Source organism: Gordonibacter sp. 28C (assembly GCF_003339845.1).
GTDB lineage: Bacteria > Actinomycetota > Coriobacteriia > Coriobacteriales > Eggerthellaceae > Gordonibacter.
On the sequence record NZ_PPTR01000005.1, the window covers coordinates 235001 to 250551 of the forward strand.

Annotated in this window: 19 protein-coding genes; 13 read left to right on the forward strand and 6 right to left on the reverse strand. The window is 62.0% G+C overall.

Annotation, left to right across the window (positions count from 1 at the left end):
• The first annotated feature begins 94 nt into the window (after window positions 1–94).
• The 6 genes from nrdR to C1878_RS08685 all read left to right on the forward strand — a co-directional run bounded on the left by nrdR (window position 95) and on the right by C1878_RS08685 (window position 3994).
• Complete coding sequence (nrdR, locus tag C1878_RS08665) at window positions 95–541, forward strand: transcriptional regulator NrdR (RefSeq protein WP_114601204.1); 447 nt, start codon at window positions 95–97, stop codon at window positions 539–541.
• Window positions 541–987, forward strand: a complete 447-nt coding sequence (gene dut, locus C1878_RS08670; RefSeq protein WP_167510323.1) for a dUTP diphosphatase — start codon at window positions 541–543, stop codon at window positions 985–987. Before nrdR ends, dut begins: the two co-directional genes overlap by 1 nt.
• 224 nt (window positions 988–1211) lie before the next feature.
• Window positions 1212–1655, forward strand: coding sequence for a MerR family transcriptional regulator (locus C1878_RS08675; RefSeq protein WP_114601205.1), 444 nt, complete (start codon window positions 1212–1214; stop codon window positions 1653–1655).
• 147 nt (window positions 1656–1802) lie between these two features.
• Complete coding sequence (locus C1878_RS08680) at window positions 1803–2252, forward strand: hypothetical protein (protein WP_114601206.1); 450 nt, start codon at window positions 1803–1805, stop codon at window positions 2250–2252.
• Between the two features lie 398 nt (window positions 2253–2650).
• Window positions 2651–3352, forward strand: a complete 702-nt coding sequence (locus C1878_RS16455) for a hypothetical protein (protein WP_147272923.1) — start codon at window positions 2651–2653, stop codon at window positions 3350–3352.
• A 57-nt stretch (window positions 3353–3409) separates the two neighbouring features.
• Window positions 3410–3994 carry an NYN domain-containing protein gene (locus C1878_RS08685; RefSeq protein WP_147272924.1) on the forward strand — a complete coding sequence of 195 codons (585 nt, stop codon included), beginning with the start codon at window positions 3410–3412 and terminating at the stop codon, window positions 3992–3994.
• Between the two features lie 441 nt (window positions 3995–4435).
• Here the strand turns inward: C1878_RS08685 and C1878_RS08690 are convergent, their stop codons facing one another.
• Window positions 4436–6022 (reverse strand): sensor domain-containing diguanylate cyclase, encoded by a 1587-nt coding sequence (locus tag C1878_RS08690; RefSeq protein WP_114601208.1) that lies wholly within the window; start codon window positions 6020–6022, stop codon window positions 4436–4438.
• A 245-nt stretch (window positions 6023–6267) separates the two neighbouring features.
• Here C1878_RS08690 and C1878_RS08695 point away from each other — a divergent pair, with 245 nt between their 5' ends.
• Window positions 6268–7107 carry a Ku protein gene (locus tag C1878_RS08695; protein WP_114601209.1) on the forward strand — a complete coding sequence of 280 codons (840 nt, stop codon included), beginning with the start codon at window positions 6268–6270 and terminating at the stop codon, window positions 7105–7107.
• Between the two features lie 38 nt (window positions 7108–7145).
• Here C1878_RS08695 and C1878_RS08700 read toward each other — a convergent pair whose 3' ends face one another.
• From C1878_RS08700 to C1878_RS08710, 3 genes are read right to left on the reverse strand one after another with little or no spacing between them, the layout of a single operon-like run.
• Window positions 7146–7694 carry a phosphatase PAP2 family protein gene (locus C1878_RS08700; RefSeq protein WP_114601210.1) on the reverse strand — a complete coding sequence of 183 codons (549 nt, stop codon included), beginning with the start codon at window positions 7692–7694 and terminating at the stop codon, window positions 7146–7148.
• Window positions 7695–7706: 12 nt separating this feature from the next.
• A complete protein-coding gene (locus C1878_RS08705; RefSeq protein WP_114601211.1) occupies window positions 7707–8207 on the reverse strand; it encodes a low molecular weight protein-tyrosine-phosphatase in 501 nt (166 codons plus the stop codon).
• Window positions 8204–8668 (reverse strand): thioesterase family protein, encoded by a 465-nt coding sequence (locus C1878_RS08710; protein WP_241963669.1) that lies wholly within the window; start codon window positions 8666–8668, stop codon window positions 8204–8206. The genes C1878_RS08705 and C1878_RS08710 overlap by 4 nt, the downstream gene beginning before the upstream one ends.
• Window positions 8669–8697: 29 nt before the next feature.
• Between C1878_RS08710 and C1878_RS08715 the strand changes: the two genes are divergently transcribed.
• The 5 genes from C1878_RS08715 to C1878_RS08735 all read left to right on the forward strand — a co-directional run bounded on the left by C1878_RS08715 (window position 8698) and on the right by C1878_RS08735 (window position 12788).
• Window positions 8698–9876 carry an Mbeg1-like protein gene (locus C1878_RS08715; RefSeq protein WP_114601213.1) on the forward strand — a complete coding sequence of 393 codons (1179 nt, stop codon included), beginning with the start codon at window positions 8698–8700 and terminating at the stop codon, window positions 9874–9876.
• A complete protein-coding gene (locus C1878_RS08720; protein WP_114601214.1) occupies window positions 9873–10829 on the forward strand; it encodes a prenyltransferase in 957 nt (318 codons plus the stop codon). The genes C1878_RS08715 and C1878_RS08720 overlap by 4 nt, the downstream gene beginning before the upstream one ends.
• A gap of 64 nt (window positions 10830–10893) precedes the next feature.
• Entirely contained in the window at window positions 10894–11328 is a 435-nt protein-coding gene (locus C1878_RS08725; protein ID WP_114601215.1) for a lipocalin, read from the forward strand.
• Between the two features lie 152 nt (window positions 11329–11480).
• Entirely contained in the window at window positions 11481–12215 is a 735-nt protein-coding gene (locus tag C1878_RS08730) for a VanZ family protein (protein WP_158539770.1), read from the forward strand.
• 72 nt (window positions 12216–12287) lie between these two features.
• The gene (locus tag C1878_RS08735) at window positions 12288–12788 is read left to right on the forward strand and encodes a DUF3784 domain-containing protein (protein ID WP_114601217.1); all 501 of its coding nucleotides are present in this window, start codon (window positions 12288–12290) and stop codon (window positions 12786–12788) included.
• Between the two features lie 4 nt (window positions 12789–12792).
• Here the strand turns inward: C1878_RS08735 and C1878_RS08740 are convergent, their stop codons facing one another.
• Window positions 12793–13239, reverse strand: coding sequence for a universal stress protein (locus tag C1878_RS08740; RefSeq protein ID WP_114601218.1), 447 nt, complete (start codon window positions 13237–13239; stop codon window positions 12793–12795).
• Window positions 13240–13458: 219 nt separating this feature from the next.
• Between C1878_RS08740 and C1878_RS08745 the strand changes: the two genes are divergently transcribed.
• Complete coding sequence (locus C1878_RS08745) at window positions 13459–13956, forward strand: hypothetical protein (protein ID WP_114601219.1); 498 nt, start codon at window positions 13459–13461, stop codon at window positions 13954–13956.
• Between the two features lie 191 nt (window positions 13957–14147).
• Here C1878_RS08745 and gluQRS read toward each other — a convergent pair whose 3' ends face one another.
• Window positions 14148–15368 (reverse strand): tRNA glutamyl-Q(34) synthetase GluQRS, encoded by a 1221-nt coding sequence (gene gluQRS / locus C1878_RS08750; protein WP_158539771.1) that lies wholly within the window; start codon window positions 15366–15368, stop codon window positions 14148–14150.
• Between the last annotated feature and the right edge of the window lie 183 nt (window positions 15369–15551).

Consider the following 15551-nt stretch of genomic DNA (forward strand, 5'->3'; position numbering starts at 1 on the left):
CCAAGACGGGTTTTTTTGCACGGATCGTCAATGCAGATTGAACCACAATATCTGGTATGTTAGTCTGAACCAAAATCGAGCAAAAGGAGCTTCCATGCGCTGTCCCTCCTGCGGAAATCCCGAATCGAAGGTTGTCGACTCGCGTCCTTCCGAAGACGGCACGGCCATCCGCCGTCGCCGCGAGTGCCTCGATTGCGGGAGGCGCTTCACAACCTATGAGCGCCTTGGCGACAATCCGCTCATCGTCGTCAAGTCGGACGGCTCCTCCGAGGCGTACGATCGCCAGAAGCTCATGCGCGGGCTGCTCATCGCCTGCGCGAAACGGCCAATCTCGCCCGAGCAGATAGGGTCGCTCATCGACAGCATCGAAACCGAGCTGCGTAACGCCTCGTGCAACGAGATCAGGTCCAAAGAACTGGGCGACATGGCCCTCGTTCGCTTGGCCAAGCTCGACGACGTCGCGTACGTTCGATTCGCGAGCGTGTACAAGGATTTTCAGAACGTGGGCGAATTCGCTGCTGCGCTCGAGGGGCTACGCTGATGGAGAAGCTGTCCGTACCCATCAAACCGCTCGATCTCGACCTTCCCGTACCTTCGTGCGCCTATGCGGGCGACGCCGCCGTGGATCTGCGCTCGACCGAGAGCGTGACGCTGCAGCCGTTCGAACGCAGGCTCGTTCCCTGCGGTATCGCCGTGGCCATTCCCACAGGCTACGCGGGCTTCGTGCTACCGCGTAGCGGGTTGGCCGCGAAGCACGGCATCTCCTTGGTGAACTCGCCGGGGCTCATCGACAGCAACTACCGCGGCGAGATCAAAGCCGTGCTCGTCAACCTCGACCCGCATGAGGCTTTCGCCATCGAACGCGGCGACCGCGTGGCGCAGTTGGCCATCATGCGCGTGGCCGATGCATCCTTCGAACCATGCGACGACCTGCCTTCCACCGACCGGGGCGAGGGAGGATTCGGCAGCAGCGGCGTGGGAAACTAACATCGTCCTTCGATAGGCACCACGCATCTCAGTCGATTGCAAAGTCGTCCTACCACGAAGTATTCCGAAATCACTCTTGCGGTTAGAGTTACTCTAAGTTACTATTTCCTATAGTTAGAGTTACTCTAACTATAGTTTTTACCAATGGGTTAGAGTTACTCTAACCCATTAGGGTAACTCGAAACCTACGTGCAAACCGACGCTTGAAAGCCGAAGGAGAACCAATGAGCGCTGTCGAGCAAACCAAGCCGAGCGATTTCGAGGAATCGTTCGGTTGCAATCGAGATCCCGCATACGGTATTGCCGACGTCGTCGCCATGACGGGCATATCGGCCTTCACCATTCGCTATTACGACAAATGCGGATTCTTTCCGAACCTTCATCGAGACAAGCGCGGCGTTCGTTCGTTTTCCGAAGCTGACGTGGCGCAGCTGCATCTCGTGGAGGCCCTTCGGAAAAGCGGGCTTTCGATCGAAGGGATCCAGTACTTCGTCCGCCTATGCAAACGCGGGGCAACCACTCGAGCCGAGCGACTGTCGATATTGCGCGCCCAAGAAACCGTGCTCGAATACCAACGCGAGGAGTTGGACGAGAGCTTGAAACGGCTCCATGCCGCTACGGTGGATTTGGAGGCAGAGTGCCGTTCGAAGAGGCCCGAAGTGCTATAGTGCGTGAGCGAAGCGAGAAAGGGCTCATTTTCCGCGACCTAGGAGTCATCCGAGGCAAAGATAGGGCCTTAGAACGGCTCTCAGAGCCTCATTTATATAACAGCAGGTCAGATGCGTAGTTTTTCAACAGATTGGATATGATTCGCCATGGACGAGCAAAATAGGCCTCCGCAGCCCTCGAAATTGCCCGAGCCCCCGAACCAGACGCCGAAGCCTCAGCCAAACATGCAAGACGTCCGCAGCCTGAAAGTCGCTCAGAACCTTGCGTTGGTGGCCAGCTTGGCCGGACCGGTTTCGATATTCATAGGCGGCGTGTTCCTAAGCACCGTTGGATTGGTTTGCGCCATCGTCGGCCTCAACAAACTCAACGGACTGGCGAAAAAGAACGACGACTTCGCTTTGGCAGCGAAACGGTTGAAGCGCGTCTGCATAACGGCCATCGTCATATGCGGCATAGCGCTGGTGCTGAACGCGATTTCCGCATACCTGATGTACCCGATGGTTCTCGAAGCCATCGAATCCGGCGATTACGGAAGCCTCGGCTCCAACCCGGGAGCAACCCCCGATGCATCCAAGGGAAGCTCAACTTGGGGATAACGCACTACCCCGCAATTATTAGTAATTTATTGATAACATGTCTTATGTAAAGTTAATATTATATTTACATATGCGTGCACATACAGTCTTTTGGAAAGGACGGTGCTGAAAGCACCGTCCTTTCCTCGTTGCGATCCGCTACTTAATGAAATGAGCATTTCCGGCACGATATACCGTGATCCTGTTGTGTCGACAGCTGCATAAACCATGCAATGCCTGCTATTAATTCATACTCCTGCCTTTTTCCATAAATATATTATGATTTGATAAGTTAGATTTTATATCACTCGGCAGGATAAATGATGCTCGCTAGATGTTACGCAATATGGCTAAATACTCCGAGAGATGAAAAGACTTGGCGTGACGATGCCAAGTCTTTTCACAACGCGTGGAAAAGCATGCGCCCGAAAGAAAGAGCGCTCGTTTACGCATGGCTTGCCACTGCCCTGCTCGCCATAGTTTTAGGTGCAGCGACTTCCTTAATTCCGGCGCTTGTTCCTTGGGCGTTTGTGTTGCTCGCTATCGAGTTCATCCTCGGCCATGTGGTTTTAGCCGTATCGAATAAAGTGTCCATACAACAGACGATACTCGTCAGCCCATCTAAGAAAAACGAAACGCTGACTTTTTATCGTCTCCTAAAACAAAATGGCTTTGCAGGAAGAGATAGAATTGCCTTGCTTAAAGACGAAGTCACTCGTGTCATAGATGAAAAAGAACATCGCAAGGAGATGTTTGCCAATAGAATCATTCAAACGGTAATCGGCGGAATGTTGTTTCTATTGCTCAATTTTATTGTAAACCTTATTGAAAATGGATTTGATGTTGATGTGGCTTTGACCGCAGCTGTATTTTTCATTCTTGCCTTTACGGCGGTAGCTGTATTCGCTTGCTTTTTGCGTAACGCATACGAAAACATCCGAGATATCTCTCTTCCGAAGCTCAAGAGGCTTCGGGATGATCTGAACGACATCCTAGTCCTTGAGGAATGGGACGTCCAATGCCAAAGGAGAAGCTCTTGCGCCTCCTTATCTCCGACTACTGTAAGAGCACGACAGCAATACGACAAATTGGAAACACTGGGAACAGGAAGAACGTCATGATCGTTGCCACTCCAACAAATTTCTTTCATACGTCTCCTATCTGACCGTAGAATCGTCTTGTCGAAATGCCTTTTGACGCGTGTCTTCAAAAGCAACGCAACCTTTCGGGTAAACTTATCTTGGGCGAAATACGATAAAAGCACGACAACGAGGCGGCTGAGCATGCGCTATTACATCGACGGTTACAACGTGACGAAGCGGGATCCTTCCACGCGAAGCCTCTCTATCGAGGAGCAGCGCGATGCGCTCGAGCGCCGTTTGCGCATCGAGGCGGGGCGCGTGCTGGGCAGAGCCTCCTACACGATCGTATGGGATGGCGCGGGCGGCGAGGGAATCGTCCGGGAACCCGATCCGCATATCGCTTTCACGCGCAAGCCAACTGCCGACGACGCCATCGTCGAGCGCGTTCGCAGGGCGAAAGAGCGCGTCGGCGTGGTGACGTCGGACCGCGAGCTCGCCGAACGCTGCCGCGCGGTCGCCCTTCATGGAGTGGACGTCCTGCCCTCGGATCGGCTGTTCGCGCAGGCGAAGGACGCAACTAAGAAACGCAAGGGCGCTCCCCTTCCCCGCGACGTCGGCATCCCCCCGAACGCGAACGAAATAAACCGCGAATTGAAGAAGCTTTGGGATATCGAGGACTGAAGATCGAACCTCTCTTTTTCGAATAGCCCCCATCGTCGGTCTCGACAGAGCATCCTTGGTTAGAGTTACTCTAACCAAGGATGCTCTCGCATAGAATCGCTCGCCGAAGCTTCTCCATTTGCCCTCTCCCTGCGTCCGCTTGGCGGCAAACGGAAAACCGCACGATTACAGGATCCGTTGAGGGCTTACGCGCGGCCTCGCTCGGTGCTATAGTGCAGCTAGCAGAACCTAACAAGGAGGGTTCTGGATACAAGGAGGCACGCCAATGGGATATTCGATCTCTTTGCTGTGCTTTATCGGCGCCGCGTTCTGCATCTCGCTCATACGGCGTCTTGCCTAAAGCACAGCGCGCAAAAGGACCGGTTCTCGTGAACCGGTCCTTTCTTTTCGCACGGCGGCGGCTGCGGCATCGCACGAGATACCCTCTCCCACGCGCGGGCACTACCCTTCGTGATGGGCGAATCCACCGGCGTGGCCCGCTTTGGCGCGATAAAGCGCCGCATCCGCTTTCCGAGATAGCTCCAAATACGTGTCGCCAGGTCCCGCGGCCGCTGCGCCCGCCGACAAACTGATAGCCGGAATGCTGCGACGGGCGGCTTCGCGCGCGACGGTGTCGTTGATGTCGCGCACGAGATGGCGAGCCACCTCGTAATCGTCGGTTCCCGACAGGAAGATGGCGAACTCGTCGCCATGCAAACGCGAAGCGAGGTCGACGGTTCTGATGCGGCCCACGATCATCTGGGCCGAAAGCTTGATGGCCTCGTCGCCCGCGTCGTGGCCGTACGTGTCGTTGATCGTTTTGAAGCGATCGCCGTCAAGCATGATGAAAACGCCCCGCTCGCCGTCCTCCATGCGTTCGAGCTCGTCGGACACCGCCTTGCGAAACGACCGCACGTTCATCATGCCGGTGAGATCGTCGATGGCGGCGTCTTTCTGCGCTGCGGCCAGCGCTATCTCCAAGCGTCGCTGCATCTGGCCCAACTCGACGTAGGCGGCCTTGAGCTCGCGGTTCTTCATCCAGCGGCCCGCCTGCATGAGGATGTACGCCAGCAGCAGCTCCACCACCAGCAGGGGCACGAGCCATGCGGCCGCCGTCGCGCCCCAAGCCGACAACGCGGGAGCCGTCACGATGAAGCCGTAGCCCCCTTCCTGGCGAAAATAGCCGTAGCGTCTTTCCCCTTCCAGCTCAACCGCCGTCGCCCTGTTGGGATTGCCCAAAAGCTCGGAAAGGCCTTGGTCGAAATCGCTTCTGAACGCGTCGAACGACTCGGCGGCAGCCGCCTTCCCCTCTGCCTTGGCGCGTTCGTCGTCGGAAAGGACGCCCTTGGCCGCAGCACGCGCCTCTTCGGCCGCCCGCTCGGCGTCCTCGATCGAAGCGCAAAGGTTTCCGCCCAGATAGGCGGCGTCGGTGCTGCCTATGATGGTACCGTCGGCATCGAAGATCATGACTTGCCCGTCGGCGAAGCGCCCGGGTTCGGCGGCCACCTCTTGGATGCCGCCCATCTTCAAATCGTTGGCGACGACCGTTTCTCCGTCGGGCTGCAACTGCGCGATGGTGGACAGCACGTAGTCGTTGGCGTAGCTCAGGTACGGCGGCGTGAACGCGGGTTCACCCTGCGCGGCCACGGCGGCTCGGTACCAAGGTCGTTCGGTGGCAACGTAGCCCGATTCCTCGTACACCGAGTACGGCGTGTCCCAGCTGTACAAATAGCGGCCCTGATAGTACAGGTAAAGTCCGTCGAACGTCTCGCCCTCGATAGCCAGCAGGGACGCGTCCAGGCGCTTGAGTAACGCCTCCATATTGGCAGGATCGGGGTCCGAGGCGATCTGGTTCGCCACCATTTGGGAAAGCAGGAGAAACGAATGCTCGTAACCGTCCATAACGGAGTCGAAGCGCCGTCCGACCGCATCGGCCTGCGCTTCCAATTCCGCATGGATCACCTCGCGCTCGTTCGCACCTATCGCCGCGAACGCGACGACGTTGACCGCTACGGCAATGGCGGCGAAAACCGCCGTGCGCTTGTGCATGCCCCCGCCCCTCCCCTGGCTCAATGTAAAGTTGCATGACATTATAAACAGAGGGGGTCTTTTTCCGTAGATGGAACTCGAAAGTCCCGGTGAAAACGCCTTCGTTGCAGTTCGTCGCCATCTCGCCCGCTTCGGGAAACGCGCGCCAGGACCGCGCTACGATGGCTGCTGCGCGTCTCATACCGCTTGGACGTCCGGCGAGCACCCAAGGGATCGTCCAAGCAATCCGCTGGAAAGGAGCTGCCATGGCCGGCAGAAAAGGAGCCATCGCATTCGGCCTCGTGTACATCCCGGTTGAGTTGTTCGCCGCCACGCAAGACGACGCCGTGCGGTTCAACCAGCTGGCCAAGGACAGCATGCAGCGCGTGCGCTACGTGAAGACGTGCCCCGACTGCAAGCGCGAGCTCGGGCCCGAGGACATCGTGAAGGGATACCAGTACGAGAAGGGAAAGTACGTGGTGGTGAGCGACGAGGAACTGGACGCCATCAAATCGGAGGCCGATCGCGCTATGAAGATCGTGCAGTTCACCGACCTGGCCGACGTGTCGCCCATCTACTTCGAGAAGCCCTACCAGGTGGTGGCCCAACCAGGCGGCGAGAAGCCGCTCGAACTCCTGCGTCTGGCCATGGTCGACGAAGGCAAGATAGCCATCGGCACCACGGTGCTGGGCAACTCGGAAACGCCCATCGCGCTCATTCCTTACGAAGAGGACCTCGTCATGATGACGCTGCACTACCAAAACGAGGTCAAGGACATCCCGAAGGCCCAGCAGCATCCCAGCATCGACGACGCCGAGCTCGACATGGCGAAACGCCTCGTGGAAAGCATGGACGCGCCGTTCGATCCCGCCCGCTTCAAAAACGCGTACCAGGAGAAACTCATGGGCCTCATCCAGGACAAGGTCGCCGGCAAACAGGTGACGGCCGAAAAACCCGCCGCCCGGCCCTCCAACGTCATCAACCTCATGGACGCTTTGGCCGCGAGTTTGAAGGAGCGCACCGGAGAAGACGTCCCCAAGGAGAAAACCGCAAGCAGCAAGCCCCCGTCAAAACGCTCCCCCGCCCGCAAGAAAGCCGCCTCGTAAAAAAGGTGATTCGCCTTGCATTGCGCAAAAAGCAGGCTTTATTCGACTGGCCTGCCCTCGCCAGGGCGCAGTTTCTTCGCCAGGGCCACGGACGCGAAGCCCAAGGCGATACCCAGCACGGCCCCCACGGCGATGTCGCTGGGAAAGTGGACGTACAGGTAGATGCGCGAGAACGCGATGAGGCAGGCCACGACCACGGCCCCCGCCTTCGTCGCGGTGACCGCGCGCCCCTTTTCAGGCAGGCAGCACAGCGCCGTCGCGGCCGCGAACGACACCATCGAGTGGTTCGAGGGGAACGACGAACCGGTGGGTGCGGGTATGAGCAGGCCCATGAAGCCCGCCGCCTCGAACGGCCGCGTGCGCCCGAACAGAGGCTTGAGCACGAGCGCGCCCACGGCGGCGGCCAGCACCACGGCGAGGAGCACGGCCAAACCGTACGTGCGCCGCTTCGGTTGGGCCAGCAGGACGGCCGCGGCCAGCAACCAGACAAGGGCCAGGTCGCCCAAGTGCGTGACGAAGGGCATGACCGCGTCGAGAAAGGGGTTGCGCCATGAACCCTGGATGGCGTCGAGGATGGCGAAGTCCATGCGAAGCCCGCCTTAGTCGCGCGCCGCGCGGTGCGCGCCGCGTGCCCCCATGCTCCCCGTAAGGGCGGCCAGAAGCCCCGTGCATCCGGCGAGCACGTCGTCGTAGGTCGTGGCGAAGTCGCCCGTCCACCAAGGATCGGCCACGTCGCGGTCCGTGCCGGCGTACTCCAGCAGCTTGTGTATCTTGCCTTTCGCCGCCTTGCCTAGCTGGCGTTTCGCGTCGCGCACGTTGGCCTCGTCCATGACGACCACCAAGTCCCAGTCCTCGACGTCCTCGTCGCGCAGGCGGCGCGCCGTCTTGCCGTCGCACGATATGCCCTGGGATTCCAGCACCTCGCGCGTTCCCGGGTGCACGGGGCTGCCGATGACGTCGTCGTGCGTGGCCGCCGAGGCGATGCGGAACCGGTCGACCATCCCCCGCCGCTCCACCAGGTCCTTCATGACAAACTCGGCCATGGGGGAGCGGCATATGTTGCCGTGGCACACGAACAGGATGCGCACAGGATCGCTCATCGCGCACCCCCCTCTTCGTCCGGCTCGACGACCTCCAGGTAGCGCTCGTACAGCTCGGGGACCGTCTTCTTCATGCTCACCGGCTTGAACGTGGCCGCGTCCACCAGGCAATGAGTGCTGCGGCCCGTGGCAAGCGGCTTGTCGCGGTCGAGGTCCTGGCCTTCGCGGAACACCTCGTAGGCGTACACGGTCCTGGTGGGGCGAGCCTGCACGACGCGCGTTCGCACGACGGCCGTGTCGCCGTAGCGCAGGGGCTCGCCGTAGTCGCATTCCATATGGGTGACCGGCGACATGAAGCCCGCCTGCTCGATGCGTTCGTAAGGATATCCCACGGCCTCGAGGAACGCGGTGCGCGCGTCCTCGAAGTACAGCAGGTAATTGGCGTGGTAGACCACGCCCATCATGTCCGTCTCGCCGTAGCGTATGGTTATTGGCGTGCAAACCCGCATGGCCGCTCTCACGCCCCTTCCCTTTTTGATACTATGGTCCTATGGGCAATATCGTATCGTATATCCAGGAAAATCAGCGGACGTTCGCGGAATCACCGTTCAATCCCGTCGACAGCCTCGTGTTCTCCACGCTCTGCTACTTCAATTTCGAAGCGAGCGGGCTCGTGGACCCCTCGTCGCCCGAGCGCGTGCTTCTGCACGACGTGGCGGCGCTGTCCGATTGGCGCCAGCTCACGTGCGCGAGCTGGCTCGAAGACGCCAAGGACACGCGCGCGTTCCTTCACGCGGTCATGGCGAGCCGTCGCCTGCGCGACGTGGCCCTGGCCTTTTACGCAAACGAGCGCTCGAGCGCGGTGGAGAAGCAGTTCTCGGCCACCACGTTCGTCGTGCCGGGCGCTGGCGGCGCGGGCGACCCTCTGGCCTGCCTGGCGTTCCGCGGCACCGACGGCAGCTTCGCCGGCTGGAAAGAGGACTTCAACCTGTGCTTCAAGAGCGTCATACCGTCTCAGCGCGCGGCCGCCGCCTATCTTTCGGGCGTGGCGTCTGCCGTTGCGGGCCCGCTTGCGATCACGGGCCACTCGAAGGGCGGCAACCTCGCCGAATTCGCCGCGCTCGCGGCCGACGAGGGCGCCTATGCGCGCCTCGAGGGCGTCTACAACCACGACGGCCCGTCGTTCCTGGACGACCCCTCGCCCCGCATGCGCGACGCGCGCTTCGCGTCGCTGCTGCACAAGACGGTGCCCGAGTCCTCCGCGTTCGGCATGATATTGGAGCGGCGCGCCGACTACCGCGTCGTGCAGTCCTCGGCGCTGTCGGTGTTCCAGCACGAGCCGTTCTCCTGGCAAGTGGAGGACCGCGACTTCGTGTACCAGGAGGCGCTCAACCCCTCGGCCGTGTTCTTCGACGAGGCGCTCGACGCGTGGCTGCGCGGGAAGACGCCCCGGGAGCGCGAACGCTTCATCGACACCATATACGAGCTGTTCGCCTCGACGGAGGCCAGCACTTGGGCCGAGTTCCAAGAGAACCTGTTCGCGAACACGCGGCGGATGCTGGGATCGGGCACGAAGCTCGACGCCGAGACGAGGAGCTTCATCTGGCAGACGCTCGGCAGCTTGGGCGGCATCCTGAAGAACGAGACCGTCAAGCGCTTCAAGCCCGCGCCGCCCACGTGGTTGCCGCGCCGGCGCGAGGCCTACGACCGGAAGGGACGGAAGCAATGAGCGAGGTATCCGCAGCGGGCGTCGAGCCGAAGGCGGCGTACGGCCGGTTCACCGCGCGCATGGCGTGGCAGCTGGCCGCGCCGCACACGTGGCCGGCGGCCATCCTGCCCGTGCTCGTGGCCGTTGCGGCCGCGTCCGCCGCAGGCGGGGCCGTGTCGGTGACGATGGCGTGCACGCTGCTGGTCATCTGCGTGCTCATGCAGTCCGCCGTGAACACGTTCAACGACTACTACGACTACGTGAAGGGCGCGGATTCCGCCGACGACAACGTCGACCCCACCGACGCCGTGCTCGTGTACAACAACGTGAACCCGCGCGCGGCGCTCGCGCTGGCCGTGGGCTTTCTGGCGGCCGCGTTCGCACTCGGCGTCTACGTCATCTGGACGGCGGGCTGGATACCGCTCGCCATCGGCGTGGTGGGCGCCGTCATCGTGGTGCTGTACTCGGCCGGAAAGACGCCCATCTCCTATCTGCCCATCGGCGAGGTCGTGAGCGGGTTCGTCATGGGCGGCCTCATCCCGCTCGCGTGCTACCAGGCGCTCACGGGCGAGTTCGACCTCCGCGCGCTCCTATGGGCCGTCCCCACCATCTTGGGCGTCGGGCTCATCATGTTCACGAACAACACCTGCGACGTCGAGAAGGACGTGGAGGCCGGCCGCCGCACGCTGTCGGTGCTGCTCGGCCGCGAGCGCGCGCGGAAGCTGTACCACGGCGTCGTGTACGCGTGGATGGCTGCCATCGTGGCGCTGGTGGCCGTGTTCTTCACGAACGGCCTCGTGGTGATGCCCTTCATGCTGCTGGCCGCGTACCCGCTGGTGAACGCCCTTCTTAAGAACCCGCTCGCCCCTCCCGCGCGCGTGGGCGCCATGGCCCAGGTGTGCGGCGTGAACATCGCCCTCGGCGCGTTCTACGCCGCCGCGATCTTCGCGAGCAGCGCGACGCTGGCCCTGTAGGATCCGCCCGCTGCGCCGGCCCGGCCCCTCGGCGCAAACCGACACGAAAAAAGAGGAGAACGCTATGGAAATCGCCCGTCTTGTTCTGGGAGTAGCGCTGCTGATAGCGACGGCGGCCCTAGCCGTGCAGCTTTGGAACGGTCGCTGGCAGTCTTTGATCGCCCGGCCGCAGCGGACGAAGAAGGGGACGTTCTTCCCCGAAGGCACCAGAAGGGCGGGCCAGCGGGTGGCCTGGGTCATGGTGGCCTGCTTTGCCGTCGTCGCCACGCTCATGGCCTCCGAGATGTCCGGGATGGTCGGCAGCGCCCTATTCGCGCAGGCCGCCTTCGTGCTCAACACCTTGGCGCTCGCGGCGTACTGCGGATGCGTGCTGTGGACCGTGCTCGCGCATTGCAAGGCGCACGGCCGTCCCTATTTCGGCGACGGCTTCGTCCACCTGGCCGTCACCCTGCTGGCGAGCTGCGCCGTGCTCACCGTCCTGTCGCTCTTGTTCGCCTGACCGGCATCCCCCGTCGTGCCGCCCTGCGCGTTTCGGAGCTTTCGTCAACAGAATGCTTAAGCCCTTCTTAATACCGTTGCGCATCGTCTTGAATATGTCCGTGACCTGCTAGTATGCAGGATCATGTGATCAGACGACCAAGGGAGGCTGCAATGGAGGAGATGGCGTTGGCCGTCTACGAGCTGGCTGTGGCTTCAGCTTCGACGCTGGTCGCGTTCGTGCTCGTGCGGATGCACGCGCGACGCACGGGTAAATCCGCTGCGCGCCTCGCACCCGTGCTGCTGCTCGCGCTTTACCTGTTCGGTGTCGTTTTCGTTACCGGGCCGCTTACCGTGTACGATCTTACCCGCCATGGTTTCGAAGTGAATCCCCGCCAACTGAACCCTGTGCCGTTCTTCACTCTCGCGCAAGCCGTCGACGTTGGCGACGCGCTCCTTGGATTCGGACTGAACATCGCCCTGTTCGTGCCGTTGGGATTGCTGTTGCCGTTCGTATGGCCACGCGTCGGCCGCATGCTCCCCGTGGTGACGTTCGGGCTGGGCCTTTCACTTCTCATCGAGCTGAGCCAGCTTTTCAACAACCGCACGACCGACGTGGACGACCTCGTGGCGAACACGCTCGGCACGCTTGTAGGGTTCGCCGTCTACGCGCTTTGGCGCGACGCCGTGGACCGTCCCCGCGCCGTGCGAGGCAAGCACGGTGTCTTCGGGCAACCCGCCCTATCTGGAATTACGATGCCCCAAACGAAGGACGCACCCGCATTTGCAAACGCGCCGTGTGCCTGGCGCGCCCTTGGCGAGCCGGCTTTCTACGCGCTCGCCTTGCTCGCCGGGCATTTCCTCCTGTACAACGAGCTCGGCCTCGCAAAGCTGCTCTACGGGTTTTAGAGCGGACCCCTTCTTCGCCTCGCAGGGCCTTTGCTATACTAATACGAGGACAACGAGGGAAAAGGGGTGCGAATGGACGGTATGGAGAAGCTGATCGGCGCAACCATCGTTTCGATAGTCCTGTTCGCGTTCTTCGCCCTCATGGCGTGGAAGTTCTGGCACGGCCGATGGCTGCGCGCCATCGCCGGCAACAACCTCGTGAGCGACGAGGAGTACGACAGCCCCTTCCAGCGAGCGCTCGGCCGGCGTATGGGCGTCGTCATGGCCTGCTGCTGCGTTTCGATGGTCCTTCTGTTGGCGTCCACCGCTGCGACCGCTTTCGACGGCGACTTGGGGGCCGTCATCTCCCCCGCCCTCGTCGGCGCAGCCGTCCTGCTGATCGTCGTGCCGTGCATCTGGGTCGTCGTATGGTCGAACGTGCAGGCACGCCGACAGCGGAACGAGGCGCTGGACGCCGATCCCCCCAAAGCCGAGGACGCCAAGCTCGACCGCAAGGCGGCTGTGGTGCTCGGCGTTATCCTGGGAATCTACCTGTTCATCGTGCTCGTCGTCGTTCCCCTTGCGATCCGCTGACAAGCTACTTCGTGATGAGCACCGGCACGTACGAGGCATGCAGCACCGCCGTGCTCACGCTGCCGAGCATGCCCTTGATGGCGCCCAGCCCGCGGCTGCCCATGACGATGAGACCGCACGGCTCCTTGGCGGCGGCGTTGGCGATGGCTTCCTGCGGCTTCCCGAAGGCCACGCGCAGGTCGACCACGTCCTCGTATCCTTCGATACGGCTCGCGACCTGCTTTCTCAACGTTTCGAGGGCCGCCTGTTCGTTCTCCTCCGTCGACAGCAGCACGCCCGCGGCGCGCGCGGCCGCAGCGAACGCGGGGTCTCCCATTTTGGCGGGGTCGGTGACGCTGAGGATGGCCACGCGCTGACCGAGCCCGTGGCTCACCAGATCGAGCGCGTTCGACAACGCCCGGTTCGAGGGCGAGGATCCGTCGTACGCGACCAGAATCGTTCCGTAACCCATGGCAGATCCGCCTTCCCTCTTGCCGGCGCGGCAGATCTCGGCCGCGCCGGGCGCTCTCGTTCGATACTCGAATTCTACCACGCTGCGATCGGTCCGTAAGCGCGACGTGGCTTTTGCGTCCCATCCGTTGACGAGCCAATGATACTGGTGCCTTACGGTATAATCGGGCTTGAAGAACAAGCAGGTTAACAGGGACGTTTCGAGAACGGCGGGTTGTTCATGGATGGGATCACGATCATGGCCTTGGTCACGGCCGCGCTGGCGCTTGTCGCGCTCGCGCTGATTGCCCTGATGTTTTGGAGAGGGTCCTGGCTGTTCCTGGTGGCGGGACGCGCGGCCGAGGACGAGGCGGAGGACGCCGCTGAAGGCCGTCGGCTCTTGGCGCGGCGCATGGCCGTGGTGCTGCTGATAGGCTGCGCGCTGGTGGCCACGCTCATTCTGTTCGAAGGCTTCAAGCTCGCCGGCAACGCCTCGCTCGCATGGGCCGCCACGATGGCGAACAACGTGGCGTTCGTGGCTCTTCTGGTCGGCATGGTGTGGTTCTTCGTCGTGCAGCGGCCCGACCGAAGCAAGGACGACGCCGCGAAAGAGGAATCCCGCATGGCCGCCCGCGCCCGCTCCGCGCGCCTCGACCACCTGCCGATGGCCACCCTCGTGTTCACCATCGCCTTCATCGCCGTCATCGCCCTCGTGGGCGTGTTGTTCGCAGGCCTGTAGCCCAAGACTGCAAACGTCGTGGGCGAAACGGCTAGATCGCGCTTTGAAAGCCCTCGACCACGAAGTGCATATTGCAGACGCTCCTCTTTGTCGTCCTGAACGCAGACGCGCAGCGTTGAAGTCGAAGGATCCCGCGTGGCGGCAACCGCAAGTTTCCTAGCTAAACTGCATGGGGTTCTTCGACCCCGCGCCTACCTCCACCGCACCTGCACGAGGTCGTCGAAAATCGTCGGCAACGCGGCTAGGTCGAAGGTTTCGAGCAGCTCCTCGGGGGTGGCGGGGTCGCACGTGGGCGCGAGGCCGGTGATGCCGGCGATGTGGCCGATGACGCCCTCGGGCGTTTTGAAGCGCGCGAGAAGCGCGTCGAGGGCGGCGTCGCGGTCGCGCTTCGAGAGGCGCCGGTCGCGTTCGGCGACGATGAGCGGAACGTGCGCGTACCGCGGATGCGGCAGGCCGAGGAGCTCTTGCAGGTAGATTTGCTGCGGCGTCGAGCACAAGAGGTCGACGCCGCGCACGACCGAGCTCACGCCCTGCTCGGCGTCGTCCACCACCACCGCCAGCTGGTAGGCGAAGGCGCCGTCCGAGCGTCGCACGAGGAAGTCGCCGCAGTCGCGCGCGAGGTTCTGCGCGTACGCGCCCTGCACCTGGTCGACGAAGGCGACCTCCCGGTCGGGCACGACGAGCCGCTGCGCCGGGGCGCGGTCCCGTGCGCGGGCGGCGCGCTCGTCGTCGCTCAAGCGCCGGCAGGTGCCCGGGTACACCGGCTTCTCGCCCCGATGCGGAGCCGAAGCAGCGTGAAGGTCGGCCCGCGTGCAGAAGCACGGGTACGCGAGGCCGCGCTTCTGCAGCTCGTCGAAGGCGGCACGATATGCCTCCGTGCGGTCGTGCTGGAAGTACGGCCCCTCGTCCCACGTGAGCCCCAACCGCTCGAAGTCCCGCTGCGCCGCGTCTACGAAAGCCGGCTTCGAACGCTCCGCGTCCAAGTCCTCGATCCGCAGCACGACGCGCCCGTCCTGCGATTTGGCCACAAGCCACGCGACGAGCGCCGCGAACACGTTCCCCGCATGCATCCGCCCCGTCGGCGAAGGGGCGAACCGCCCAACGACGGGGTCTTGGACGGGTGCTTCGACAGACAGGTCGCGCCATTGGGGGTTCAGGCGCTCTACAAGCGCTTCCTTTTTCTTTCGACTCCAGCCTTTGAGTTGCTTTTCACGAGTGATGGCGTCTTCGATGCGTCCACAGCTTTCGCAATACACTAATTCGGTGGCGTTGTAGCGATCGGTGAAGCCCTTAAACGCATGCGACTTATGTTCGACAACACGTCGAGCAAGATCGTTCGTCACTCCGATATACAAGACGGTGCGACGGGCGTTGCTCATGATGTACACGCTGTAAACGTTCGCCTCGGCCACGGGCATCCCCTTCCCGACGTCGCATGCCTCTGTCATTCTGAGTGTAGTTTTATGCGCCGGCTTGCATGATCGTAAGACGGCAATCCGACGTATCGTCATCCTGAGCGGAGGCGCGTAGCGCCGGAGTCGAAGGATCCCGAGCGGTGGCAACCGAAAGACTTCCAGCTAGCGCCGCACGGGATC